This window comes from Amycolatopsis sp. cg9, assembly GCF_041346945.1.
Classification (GTDB): Bacteria; Actinomycetota; Actinomycetes; order Mycobacteriales; family Pseudonocardiaceae; genus Amycolatopsis.
On record NZ_CP166850.1, the window covers coordinates 7,785,742 to 7,798,721 of the forward strand.

8 protein-coding genes are annotated in these 12,980 nt (G+C 70.9%); 4 read left to right on the forward strand and 4 right to left on the reverse strand.

All coding sequences use genetic code 11. The annotated features are described in order from the left end of the window. Positions 1–89: 89 nt before the first annotated feature. From AB5J73_RS36065 to AB5J73_RS36080, 4 genes are all read left to right on the forward strand, one after another. On the forward strand, positions 90–494 hold the full coding sequence (locus AB5J73_RS36065; protein WP_370963290.1) for a nuclear transport factor 2 family protein: 405 nt from the start codon (positions 90–92) through the stop codon (positions 492–494). Continuing rightward, the gene (locus tag AB5J73_RS36070) at positions 491–856 is read left to right on the forward strand and encodes a VOC family protein (RefSeq protein ID WP_370963291.1); all 366 of its coding nucleotides are present in this window, start codon (positions 491–493) and stop codon (positions 854–856) included. Before AB5J73_RS36065 ends, AB5J73_RS36070 begins: the two co-directional genes overlap by 4 nt. A 2-nt stretch (positions 857–858) precedes the next feature. After that, a complete protein-coding gene (locus tag AB5J73_RS36075) occupies positions 859–1,713 on the forward strand; it encodes a TIGR03560 family F420-dependent LLM class oxidoreductase (RefSeq protein ID WP_370963292.1) in 855 nt (284 codons plus the stop codon). 243 nt (positions 1,714–1,956) lie between these two features. Next, complete coding sequence (locus tag AB5J73_RS36080; RefSeq protein ID WP_169735152.1) at positions 1,957–2,586, forward strand: DUF4360 domain-containing protein; 630 nt, start codon at positions 1,957–1,959, stop codon at positions 2,584–2,586. A 75-nt stretch (positions 2,587–2,661) separates the two neighbouring features. On the opposite strand, the gene AB5J73_RS36085 is transcribed toward AB5J73_RS36080, so the two are convergent. From AB5J73_RS36085 to AB5J73_RS36100, 4 genes are all read right to left on the reverse strand, one after another. Continuing rightward, positions 2,662–4,746, reverse strand: a complete 2,085-nt coding sequence (locus AB5J73_RS36085; RefSeq protein WP_370963293.1) for an FUSC family protein — start codon at positions 4,744–4,746, stop codon at positions 2,662–2,664. Next, a complete protein-coding gene (locus AB5J73_RS36090) occupies positions 4,743–7,865 on the reverse strand; it encodes a GH92 family glycosyl hydrolase (RefSeq protein ID WP_370963294.1) in 3,123 nt (1,040 codons plus the stop codon). The genes AB5J73_RS36085 and AB5J73_RS36090 overlap by 4 nt, the downstream gene beginning before the upstream one ends. 46 nt (positions 7,866–7,911) lie before the next feature. Further along, complete coding sequence (locus AB5J73_RS36095; protein ID WP_370963295.1) at positions 7,912–8,454, reverse strand: YciI family protein; 543 nt, start codon at positions 8,452–8,454, stop codon at positions 7,912–7,914. A gap of 77 nt (positions 8,455–8,531) precedes the next feature. After that, complete coding sequence (locus AB5J73_RS36100) at positions 8,532–12,848, reverse strand: GH92 family glycosyl hydrolase (protein WP_370963296.1); 4,317 nt, start codon at positions 12,846–12,848, stop codon at positions 8,532–8,534. Positions 12,849–12,980: the final 132 nt, after the last annotated feature.

Here is a 12,980-nt window from a genome sequence, read left to right on the forward strand (position 1 = left end):
GGGCAGGACCTTACCGCAGATGTCTAACCGTTTGACATCTAATCGTTCGACTTCTAACGTTGTGTTCATCGAACCGGAAGGGGAATGCGATGAGCACCGAAGAGCAGGTCCGCGAGTTCGGCCGGGTCTGGGCCGCGGCGGAAGAGCGGGGGGACACCGGCGTGCTGGCCGGGCTGGCCGCCGACGGGTTCCGGCTGGTCGGGCCGCTGGGGTTCGTCCTGGACCGCGACCAGTGGCTGGCGCGCTACGGCGGCGGTGACCTGGTGACCGAGAAGCTGGCGTGGGACGACGTCGAGGTCCGCGACTTCGGCGCGACCGCCATCGCGATCGGTGTCCACGACCAGGTGGCGAAGCACCGGGGCAACCCGGTGAACGGCCGGTTCCGCGCCACGCACGTCCTGGTCCGCGACGGCGACCGCTGGCAGCTCGCGGGTATCCATCTGAGCCCGATCGGCGGGCCGCCGCCGTTCGCACCGGCGGGAGAGCCGCGATGAGCGTCGAACTGAATCACACGATCGTGTGCGTCACCGACCGGGAGAAGTCGGCGGGGTTCCTGGCCGGGATCCTCGGCCTGGAGGTGGGTCCGGTGACCGGGCCGTTCGTGCCGATCCGGCTCGCGAACGGTGTCACGCTGGACTACCTGCGGGTGGACCGGGTGACGAGCCAGCACTACGCGTTCCTGGTCGGCGAAGACGACTTCGACGCCGCGCTGGCGCGGATCGAGCGGGCCGGGATCGCCTACTGGGCGGATCCGTTCCACGAGCGGGCCGGTGCGCTCAACGACCTGAACGGCGGCCGCGGGGTCTACTTCGAGGACCCGGACGGCCACAACCTGGAACTGCTGACGAGGGGGTAGCCGTGCGGTTGAGCATCGGGGTCACGGACTTCTCGTGGCCGGACCGGCTGACGGAAGAGCTCGCGGCGGTCGCGGTGGCGGCCGAGGACGCCGGGCTGGACACCTTGTGGGTGGCCGACCACCTGCTGCAGGCCGACCCGAACAGCACCCCGGATTCGGCGATGCTGGAGGCGTACACGACGCTGGGGTTCCTCGCCGCCCGCACCGGCCGGATCGGGCTGGGGACGATGGTTTCGGCGGTGACGTTCCGGCCGCCGGCGCTGCTGGTCAAGGCGGTCACGACGCTGGACGTCCTGTCCGGCGGGCGGGCCCGGTTCGGGATCGGCACCGGGCACCACGACGGCGAGGCGCGGGCGATGGGCCTGCCCTTCCCGCCGGTGGCCGAGCGGTTCGAGCACCTGGAGGAGGTTCTCCAGGTGGCGCAGCGGATGTGGGACGGCGACGAGTCGCCGTTCGAGGGCAGGCACCACCGCCTCGGCCGCCCGGTCGGGAACCCCCGTCCGGCGCGGCGGCCGCGGGTGCTGATCGGCGGGGCGGGCGAGCGGAAGACGCTGCGGCTCGTCGCGCGGTACGCCGACGCGTGCAACCTCTTCGACATCCCCGACGGTGGCGCGACCGTGCGGCGCAAGCTGGCCGTGCTCGCGCGCCACTGCGAAGAGGCCGGGCGGCCGTACGGGGAGGTCGAGAAGACGATCAGCACCCGGCTGGCGCCCGGGGAGCCGGCGGAGTCGTTCGCGGCGCGGTGCGCGGAGTTCGCCGCGTGGGGGATCGAGCACACGGTCGTGATCACGGCGGGCCCGTGGTCGCCGTCGGCGGTCGCGACACTGGGACGGGCCGGGGCGCTGCTGGCGAGGTGAAACGATCAAGCCCGGACGTCGCGTGGGTGATCACCCGCGGCGAGCGGCGGTCCGGGGGTGCGAAATCGTTTTCCGCTGGTATTCTTTCGTAGCGCCGAGAATGCGGGTTCGAAATTATCGGTATACCGTGTGGTGGGACGACTGCGGTGTGTTGCTCCGTTCAGTGGCGTTTGCGACCATGATCCTTTCGCTACCATGGTCGGCGCCCCCGTACCCAATTCGAATGTATTGGGAAGGATTTCAATGCTCTCTGCGGTCGTTGCTGCCGTAATGGCGCTGTCCTCAGTGGTCACCCCGCATTCGTGGAACACTCCTCCGCCGCCCGACAAAATCGTCATCGACGTCGTGAACGCCATCGGCACGGGCTGTCCGCCGAACACGTCCGCGGTGGCGGTTTCGCAGGACAACACGGCGTTCACGGTGACCTACAGCGCCTACACGGCCTTGGTCGGGGTCGGCGCCGGCCCGCTGGACGCCAGGAAGAACTGCCAGATCGGCCTGCGGGTGCACGTGCCACAGGGCTTCACCTACGGAATCGCGCAGGCCGACTACCGCGGATTCGCCCACTTGGAACGGGGGGCGACCGGCCTGGAAAGAGCGAACTACTATTTCCAGGGAAATTCGCCGACGGCGTACGTGCAGCACCCGCTGGCGGGGCCGTTCGAGGACGACTGGCATTTCACCGATTCGACGGAGGTCGGTGCGATCGTGTTCAAGCCGTGCGGCGAGGAACGCAATCTGAACATCAACACGGAATTGCGTGCGGCGGCCGGGACGTCGGATCCGAAGAAGACGACGAGCTACGTCACGATGGACTCGACCGACGGCAGCATCACCACGGTGTACCACTTCGCGTGGCTGGTCTGCCCCTGATCGGCTCCGGCTCCGGGTGAGGCGGAGCAGGTGAAGAGGGGCGGCGCGGCCAGGCAACCGCGCCGCCCCGGACCGCTATTTCGCCGGGGCTCGCGGGTCGGTGGCCTGGAGGCCGAAGACGCGGCCGAGGGAGACCAGTGCTTCGTCGAGGTGGCTGAGGCTGGAGAGGACGGCGCGGGTTTCGGCTTGCTCGACGCGGTCGGAGACGGGGGTGCCGTCGTCGCGCACGAGCGTGCCGGGTGTGGGGCCACCCGGTGCGTCGAGCGCGGTGCGGAGGACGTCGATGTTGGTCAGCAGCCGCCCGGTGAACTGGCGGAGCCGGTCGGTGTCGGCGCCGGCGAGCATCCCGGGCTGGGCGCGGGCGGCGACGTGGCGGGCCCGGAAGGCGATGGTTTCGAGGGTGGTCAGCACGTGCCAGCCGTAGTCGCGGCGGGCGCTGCGCAGGTTGACCGGGTGGGTCAACGGCTCGATGGTGGTCCGGACCACCTCGACGGAGCGGTCGAGGTCGCGGGAGAGCTCGATGATGTTGACGTTCTCCTCGCCGGCGAGCAGCCCGCGGGTGTGCTCGAGGAACTCCTCGAGCTCGTCGAGCACCTCGCCGATGTCGTCGAGCATCACCGAGCGGGTGCGGACCGGGACGATGACGACGGCGGCGAGGATGCCCGCGGCGGCGCCGACGGCGGTCTCGGCGACGCGGATCCAGAGCACCGCGAGGCTGAACGTGCCGAGGAGGCTGTAGAGCAGGCCGAGCATGCTGGTGATGAAGAACGCCATCACCACCTGCGAGACGCGCGCGGTGTAGACCATGCCGAACACGCAGACCAGGATCAGCGCGAGGGTGGCCGGGGTGTTCCCACCGACCAGCAGCGCGAGCAGGACGCCGCCGACGATGCCGATCAGCGTGCCGCCGAGGCGGCGGACGCCCTTGACGAAGGTGGCGCCGGCGCTGGAGGCACCGATGAACACGACGAAGACGGTCAGCACCGCCCAGTACCAGCGCTGGTGGGACACCAGTTCCCCGCCGAGCACGGCGAGCCCGCCGCCGACGACGGCCTGGATGGCGCTGCGGGTCCGGTTGTCGTAGGCGAACCGGGGCTCCGGCTCGTCCTCCTCCTCGTCTTCGGGCGGGTCCACGGTGGCTTCGGGCGTGGCGGCGCGCTGGGCCCGGTCGTCGGCCAGGGCGAGTTCGGCCAGTGCCTTGCGGACGCCGTCGCCGGGGGCGGCGTGTTCGTCGATGCGGCTGCCTTCGACGAGCATGCGGCTGTATTCGCCGGTCTGGCTGATCAGGGGCAGCTCGCGCGGGTCGCGTTCCATCAGGGCGCGGAAGCGGGCGAGGCGGGCGATGAGGTCGTCGCGGACGTGCGGGCCGAGTTCGTCGGAACAGGTGCGCTGGACGGTGCTGGCGAGCCACTGCACGGCCAGTTCGACTTCGATGGCGCGGCGGCGGAGGCGGTCGGCGGCGCGGGCGTCGACGACGTCGGGGGCGGCGTCTTCGATGAGCAGGACGCATTCGTGGAGCCGGGCCAGCGCGGTCCGCAGCTGCTTGCGGGTCCGGTCGCTGCCGCCGACGGCCAGGTGCGCTTCGGTGGCGCGGACGACGGCGGCGAGCCGGGCGCGGAAGGCCCGGCGGACCCGGAGGAATTCGGCTTCGGCGTTGGGGCGCAGCAGGACGAACCGGACGACGGCGTTGGCGAGCACCCCGACGGCCAGTGCGAGCAGCAGCTGCGGGACCTGCTTGAGGTGGGCCTGCAGGAACATCGGGAAGAAGAACAGGAAGAACGCGATCGACCCGAGGGCGGTGCCGCGCGGGCCGAAGCGCTGCGCGTAAACGGCGACGAAGATCAGCAGGACGAACACGATGCTGTCCAGCGGCGGCAGGGCGGAGCCGAGGCTGGCGGTGGTGATCGAGGCGGCCCCGGTGAGGAACGCCAGGGCGAGGGTGCCGGCCTGGGCGCCGGGGGTGGCGTCGTTGACGGTGAACGCCGTCATCATGGCGGCGATGGCGCCGACGAGCATGACGGTGAGCGGCAGGTGGGCGGGCAGCAGGGCGCCGACGGCCAGCACGATGCCGAGCACGGCGGACCCGGCGAGCCGCAGCCGGACCAGGCCGGGGTCGGCGGCGGCGAGCCGGTCGAGGGCGGCGAGGCGGTACCGGTTCATCGGGCGAGCAGCTCCCACTGGGCCAGCGTCGGGCGGCGGCCGCGGGTGGCGGTGATCCGCAGCCGGTAGCGGGTGTGCGCGGCCGGGGTGGCGAGGGCGAACGGCCGGGTTTGGCGGCGCCAGCGGAACAGTTCGCCTTCGCGCTCGTCGAGGGTGGTCCAGGTGGTCCCGTCGTCGGAGCCTTCCAGCACCCACGCGCTGGGGTCGCCGCGGCGGGTGCCGGAGGTGAGGGTGTACATCGTGACCGGGCGGGGCTCGCCGGTGACGGTGAACTCGATCGCCGGGGCGGCGGTGCGGAAGGTGACCTGGGTGCGGGTGGTGTCGTCGAACAGGGCGCCGACGTTCTTGGCTTCGGCGCTGGTCGCGGTGCCGGTGAGGTCGGTGACCGGGTCCGGCCGCTCGGCGGGCGGCGGCGGGGTGCCCCAGCCGGTGGGTTCGGTCGTCAGGTCGAAGACCAGTTCGGCGCCGCCGGCGAGGGTGGCGTGGGCGATCGAGGTGTCTTCGTGCGGCTCGCCGTCGACGGTGAGGCCGCGGACGTAGACGGTGTCGTCGGTGTTGCCGGGTGCGTGGACGACGAGTTTCTTGCCTTCGCCCAGGTGGACGGTCGCCTTCTCGAACAACGGCGAGCCGATGGCGTAGCGGGGGCTGCCGACGGCGAGGGGGTAGAAGCCGAGCGCGCTGAACAGGTACCACGCGGACATCTCGCCGTTGTCCTCGTCGCCGGGGTAGCCCTGGCCGATCTCGCTGCCCAGGTAGAGCCGTCGCAGCACTTCGCGGACGGCGCGCTGGGCTTTGGCGGGCGCGCCGGCGAGGTTGTAGACGTAGGGGATGTGGTGCGAGGGCTGGTTGGAGTGCCCGTACTGGCCCATGCGGACGTCGCGGGCCTCGGTCATCTCGTGGATCAGGCCGCCGTACGCGCCGGGACGGCGGCCGGTCTCCGGGGTGGCGAAGAAGGTGTCCAGTTTGGCCTCGAGACCGGCGTTGCCGCCGTGGAGGGCGGCGAGGCCGGGGCCGTCGTGGGGCGCGGTGAAGGCGGTGTTCCAGGCGTTGGTCTCGACGAAGTCGCCGCCCCAGGCCGCCGGGTCGTAGCCGGCCGGTGCGAACTTGCGGCGCCCGTCGCGGTGGCGGCCCTGGAAGAACCCGATCTCCGGGTCGAAGTGGTGGACGTAGTTCTTCGCGCGCTCGCGGAAGTAGGCCGCGTAGTCGGCGTAGCGGCGGGCCCGTGCCCCGGCACTTTCACGTGAAAGTGCGTCGGAGAGGTTGGCGAGGCCGAAGTCGTTGATGCAGCCCTCGAGCGCCCACGACAGTCCTTCGTGGACCGACACCGGGGTCCAGCCGAGGAAGATCGACTCTCCGAGCCCCTTGCGGCCGACCGAGCGGTGCGGCGGGGTGACGGTGGCGTTCTTCAGCCCGGCGTCGTAGGCGGCCTCGACGTCGAAGTCGCGGACGCCCTTGAGGTAGGCGTCGGCGAACGCGACGTCGGAGCTGGTGCCGGTCATCAGGTCGGCGTAGCCGGGCGAGGACCAGCGGGAGATCCAGCCGCCCTCGCGGTACTGCTGGACGAAACCGTCGATCAGCCGCCCGCACCGTTCCGGGGCGAACAGCGCGTACGCCGGCCAGGTGGTGCGGTAGGTGTCCCAGAAGCCGTTGTTGACGTACAGCTCGCCGTCGACGACCTTCGCGCCGGTCCGCCGCCGGGTGCTCGGCCGGAACCGGCGCACCACCGGGCTGGCGTGCCGGATCCCCTTCGGCGTGTTCTCGTGCGCGATGTTCGGGTAGAGGAACAGCCGGTAGAGGTTGGAGTACAGCGTCGTGGCCTGGTCCTCGGTCGCGCCTTCGACCTCGACGCGGCCGAGCTGCTCCTGCCACGCCGCCCTGGCCTGCGCCCGCACCTCGGCGAACGTCGTCCCGGCCGGGAGCTCCAGTTCGAGGGTGCGCTTGGCTTGGGCGAGGCTGATCAGCGACGTCGCGATCCGCAGCGTGACGTCGGGCCCGTCGAACTCGAAGTAGCCCGTGACGCGCCGCCACGGCGGGCGGTGGACCTTCGCGCCCCGCGTGGCCGGGGCGTCGGTGACGCCGTAGACGAACATCCGCCGCGCCCCGGCCGAGAGCCGGCTGCGGATCCGGGTGTACCCGCTGATCTCGCCGGTGTCGGGGTTCAGCCGCAGCCGGCCGCGGTTGCGGACGTTGTCGAACAGCAGCCAGCCGTGCTTGTCGGGGAAGGTGAACCGCAGGATCGCCGCGTGCGAGGTCGGGGCGAGGTCGGCGGTCATGCCGTTGGCGAACCGGACGCCGTAGTGGTGCGGCGAGTCGGTCTCGTCGGCGTGGGAGAAGGCCAGGGCCCGCTTGCGGCGGTCGCGCTCGACCGGGCCGGTGCCCGGCATGACGTGGAAGGTGTGGCGGTCGCCCATCCACGGGCTCGGCTGGTGGCTCAGCGCGAGGGCCTGCAGCGCCGGCCGGTTCTCGGCGTTGTTGTGCCGGTGGTAGGAGTAGAGCCAGTTGGTGACGCCGGCGTCGGTGACCGGGGTCCAGAAGTTGAAGCCGTGCGGCACCGCGGTGGCCGGGAAGTTGTTGCCCCGGGAGAAGTCGCCGCTGGAGTGCGTGCCCCGGGTCGTGCGGACGAAGTCGACCGGGTCCCGCGGCGGCTCGGCGCGGTCGGCGACGCGGACATCGTCGATCCACCCGGTGCTGTCGTCCGGTGCGTCGGTGCGCAGGACGAGCCGGGCGATCCGCCGCCCGGCGAACGCGCCCAGCGGGCGGCGCACCGGGTTCCACTGGTCCACCCAGAGCGTCTTGTCGTCGACCGGCTCGAACCCGGCGCTCGTGCCGTCGGCGAATTCGACGTCGAGGCTGACCCGGGTGGCGTGGTAGGCGGGGATCTCGCCGTCGGCGGCCGGGAAGACCACATAGGACAGCTCGGTGCGCCGGGTGACCGGGAGGTCGAGTTCGAACAGGACCGCGCGGGGCCGGGCGCCGTAGCGCAGGGCGCGTGCCCCGGTGAAGCCGACGCCGGTCTTGGCCGTGGGGGACCGGTCCGGCCCGCGGTCCACGACCAGGGCGGGGTCCGCGGGCTGCGGGTCACCGGTTTCGAAGGAGGAGAAGAACACGGCGTCGGGCATGGGGACACCGTATCCGCCGAACGGCGCAGCCGCGGGCCCGGCGCGGTCAGCCGGGACGGCCGCCGAACCGCCAGGTGCGGACTTCGACGGTGGCGTACCGCCCGGCGGTGAGAACGGCCCGAGCGCCGCCCGGGTCCGCGGCACGGACCAGGGCGGCGGTGCCCAGCCAGGTGCCGCCGTCGTCGGACAGCAGCGGCCCGTACGCGATCAGGTCGTCCCGCTCCGCCGGCACGGGTTCCTCGGCGTCGCCGGCGCCGAGGCCGAGCACGAGGAACCGGTGCCCGCCGCCGCGCCCGCCGGGGAACTCCCACATCGTCCGCCCCAGCTCGTTCCGCCACCGGCGCAGCAGCACGTCCCGGTACGCGCCGGCCTGGTGACCGGGCTCGTCGAACGCGAACGCACGGGCCGCGGCGGGATCCGGCAGGTCGAGGATGTGCACGCTCCCGGTCAGGACGTCACCGTCGAACGTCGGCCCCCGCGCGATCATCCCGCCGGCGAACCGGTCCATGTACGCCCAGTGCTCTTCGACCAGCCGCTCCCGCAGCGGCGTCGACCCCGCCCGGTCTCGGTGAAAACAGAAGAACTCCACCCCACCCCCCGAACGCCGTGAAGGCCATCTCCAGGAACTCTACGTTCCTCGAGATGGCCTTCACGGCACTTACCGGGCTAGGTCTTCGCGCACTGCCCGGCGGCCGGGCCGCGGACGGTGTTCGGCAGGTCGTAGTCCGTCGGGACCGGCGAGTTCGCCGCGCACGCCAGCGGGCCGCCGACCGTGCTGGACGTCAGGACCGGGCCGTGGTTGGCGGTCAGCGCGACCGGGCCGGCGACGTCGGTCAGCTCGATCGACACCGTCCCGGTCGTCCCGGTGATCGCCACCGGGCCGCCCACCTTCGTGCGGTTGAGCACGACCTGGGCGGCGCCGGTCGCCGCCAGCGGGCCCTTGACCTGGCCGCCGCGGACGATCAGCGAGGCGCCGCCGCCCACGGTGACCGGGCCCGAGATCGTCGCGTCCTGCAGGCACACCGTGCCCGAGGTCACCGACAGCGGGCCGGACTGCGTACCGGTCACCGTGCGGGTGCACGCCGCGTCCGGCTTGCCCAGCAGCTCGAACTCGGCCAGCTGCGCCGGGGCGCCGGTGCTGGTCGCGGTCACTTCGAGCTTGTAGTGGGCGTAGTGCGCCGGGTTGGCGACCTTGAACGCGCGGGTCTGCTGCCGCCAGCTGAACGCCTGGTTGGTCTGCTGGTCGGCCACCGCCCAGGTCTTGCCGTCGTAGGAGCCCTTGAGCGTCCAGCTCTTCGGGTCGCCCGCACCGGTCTGGGACGTCAGCGTGTAGTTCGTGACGGCCTCGTCGGTGTTGTTCAGCTGGTACTGCACGGCCCCGGTGACCGCGGCCTGGGTGCGCGACGTGTTGTCCACCAGCGCCTTGGCGTCGGAGCCGTCCGAAGTGGACAGCGTGCCCCTGCCGGGGCCGGTTTCGTCGTGCAGCGGCGCCGGGACGGCGTCGCCCTGGGTGATCGACTTCGGCGCGTCGTTCGGGCCGGTGCCCCACTTCGACGGGTTCGGGCCCATGTCGAAGTCGATGACCCCGCCGCGGGCGATGACGTCCTGCGACAGCGACGTCGAGGAGTACGCCTTGCCGTTGACCTTCACGCCCTGGACGTAGACGTTCTTCGCGCTGTTCTTCGGCGCGTTGATCACCAGGTCCTTGCCGCCGGCCAGGTGGATCGTCGCCTTCTTGAACAGCGGCGACCCGATCGCGTAGTTCGGGCTGCCCATCTGCAGCGGGTAGAAGCCCAGCGCGCTGAAGGTCCACCACGCCGACTGCTCGCCGTTGTCCTCGTCACCCGCGTAGCCCTGGCCGATCTCGCTGCCGGTGTAGAGCCGCGAGAGCGCCTCGCGGACCTTCTCCTGCGTCTTCGACGGCTGGCCCGCGTAGTCGTACATGTAGAGCGTGTGGTGCGAGGCCTGGTTCGAGTGACCCAGCTGGCCCATCCGGACGTCGCGGGCTTCCCGCATCTCGTGGATCACCCCACCGTAGGAACCCGGGAAGTTCGCGGTCTCCTGGTCGGCGAAGAACGCGTCCAGCTTCGTCGCCAGCCCCGCCTTGCCGCCGTAGAGGTTCGCCAGGCCCTGACCGTCCTGCGGCACGGAGAACGCCATGCCCCAGCCGTCGGTCTCGGTGTAGTCGATGCCCCACACCCGCGGGTCGTAGTCCTGCGGCGAGCGGCTGAACTTGCCCGCCGCGTCGCGGCCCTGGAAGAACCCGACGCTCGGGTCGAACAGGTTCACGTACTGCTGCGCGCGGCTGGTGAAGTACTCGTAGTTCGACAGGTACTCCTGCTTGCGCGGGTCGCTCGCCGGGGCTTCGTCGTAGAGCTTCTTCGACAGGTTCGCGATGCCGAAGTCGTTGACGTAGCCCTCGATCGACCACGAGAAGCCGTGGTCGGCGGTGTTGGGCGCGTAGCCGAGGAACATGCCCTCGTCGACGCCCTTGCGGCCGACCGCGTTGTTCGGCGGGGTCACCGTCGCGTCCTTCAGCGCCGCGTCGTAGAACGACTTGACGTCGAAGTTCTTCACGCCCTTGAGGTAGGCGTCGGCGAAGGCGACGTCGGCGCTGGTGCCGGTCATCAGGTCCGCGTAGCCCGGGGACGACCAGCGGGAGATCCAGCCGCCGTCGCGGTACTGCTGCACGAACCCGTCGACCATCTTCCCGGCCATGTCCGGGGTGAGCAGCGAGTACGCCGGCCACGTGGTGCGGTAGGTGTCCCAGAACCCGTTGTTGACGTAGGTCTGGCCGTCGACGATCTTCGACCCGGTCTGCGTCGGGGTGTCCGCCCCGGCCTTCGGCGAGACGAAGCTCGCGTACTTGTAGGCCGGCTTCTCGGCTGTGCCGGTGTTCTCGAACGCCGAGTTCGGGTAGAGGAACAGCCGGTACAGGTTGGAGTAGAGCGTCGTGATCTGGTCCTTCGACGCGCCCTCGACCTCGATCACCTTCAGCTGGTCGTCCCAGGTGCGCTGGGCGGCGTCGCGGACGGAGTCGAAGGTCGCGTTCGGGGCGATCTCCTGCGCCAGGTTCTTCTTGGCCTGTTCGACACTGATCAGCGACGTGGCGATCCGCATGGTCACCGTCTTGTCGGCGCCGGCGGCGAACCGCAGGTAGCCGGTGACGTTGTCGCGGCCCTGCCCGGTGAGCTTCCCGCCCGCGGTGACCGGCTTGTCGAAGGTGGCGTAGACGAACATCCGCCCCGCCCCGGCCGACAGGCCGCTCTTGGCGTCGCTGAAGCCGGACAGCGTGCCCGTCGCCGGGTCGAGCGTCAGCCCGCCGGAGTTGTTCACGTTGTCGAAGATCAGGCTCGAGTCCGCGCCCGGGAAGCCGAAGCGCATGACCGCCGCGTGGTCGGTCGGGGCGATCTCGGTCTTGATCCCGTTCTGGAACTGCACGCCGTAGTAGTGCGCCCGCGCGGTCTCGTCGCTGTGCTTGAACGCCAGCGCGCGCTTGTCGCGGCTGGCGTCGGGCACCCCGGCGGCCGCGGACGGCATCACCTGGAAGCTCTGCCGGTCACCCATCCACGGGCTCGGCTCGTGGCTGACGCTGAACGCCTGCAGCGCCGGCAAGTTGTCGGCGTTGTTCTGGGTGCTGTAGTTGTACAGCCAGCTGTCCGAGCCGGCGTCGGTCACCGGCGTCCAGAAGTTGAACCCGTGCGGCACCGCGGTGGCGGGGAAGTTGTTGCCCCGGGAGAAGGTGCTGTTGGCCATCGTGCCGCGGGTGGTGAGCACGTTGTCGGTCGGGCGGGTGCTGGCCGGCGGGGTCGGCGTCGCCGAGATCTTGACGTCGTCGAGCCAGCCCTGCAGCGAGCCGGGGCCGTCGGGGTTGTCGTAACCGACGAGGATCCGGTCGATCGTCTTGCCCTTGGCGACCGTGCCGATCGCCGAGCGGACCAGGTTCCACTGGTTGGTGTAGAGGACCTTGCTCTTGCCCTGGCCCTCCGGCGTCAGCGGGAAGCCGTACTGGTCGGTGGCGCCGAGGTCGCGCAGCCGGGTGCCGTCGGTGAAGACCAGGTCGATCGCGACGTTCGTGCTCTGGTACTTCAGGTCACCGGTGATGAACTGCGGCTGCACCTTGTAGGACAGCTCGGTGGAGGCGACGACCGGGACGTCGACGTCGAAGACCTTGTTGTAGGACCAGCCGTGGCCCTCCGCGGTCTGGCTGCCGGAGTAGCGGAACGCCTTGAGCCCGGTGTAGCCGACGCGGTTCTTGTTCGTGTACCCGCTGGTCGGGCCGGAGTCGGTGAAGCTGCGCATGTTCGGCAGCGGCGGCGGCGCCGGCTCGTCGTTGGCCAGCAGCAGCTCCGACAGCTGCAGGATCGGCCCGCCGTTGTTGCGGGTCACGTTCAGCCGGAAGAACTTGAACGCGGCGCTCGGGGCGGCCAGCGGGTAGTCCTTCTGCTGGAACCGGGCGGTGAACGCCTGGTCGGCCTGCTTGTCGAGGTCGGTCCAGGTGAGGGCGTCGTTCGAGCCCTGCAGTGTCCAGTCCTTGGGGTCGCGGTTGTCGAAGTCGTTGGCCGAGGACAGCGCGTAGTGCGTGATCGACGTCGGCTCCGACAGCGTGACCTGCGCCCACGCGGTGGGGTCCCAGGACAGCCACTTCGTGTCGGTCGTGCCGTCGAACAGGTTGGACACGACCTCGCCGCCGCTGGTGTTCTCGCTGCTGGCGCTGCTTTCGGTCACCTTGCCGCGGACGTCGCCGGGGATGGCGGTGCCGTTCGCGCCGTTGATCCCCGACGCGCGCGGCTTGCCGTCGGCGTCGGTGTCCACGGTGTCGGTCCACGTCGGCTGGACGTCACCGGCCTCGAAGGAGGAGGAGAAGTCGGCGGGCAGAGCTTCGTCGGCGGCCGACGAGGCCGCGGGAACGGCGACCAGGCCGGCGGCGACCACGGCGGCGGTCACCAGGAAAGCGACCGGCGGTCTGGCGCTTCGGGGCATCATTGCTCCCAGTGCTGGAGGGCGGGTTCATCGGGCGCCGCGCAGGCGGGGGACCGGCGGCGCCCAGGAAGACAAACGCGCGGGTGACATCGATGTCAAGACCGCCCGACAAACCTGGCCAGAAGTGGACAA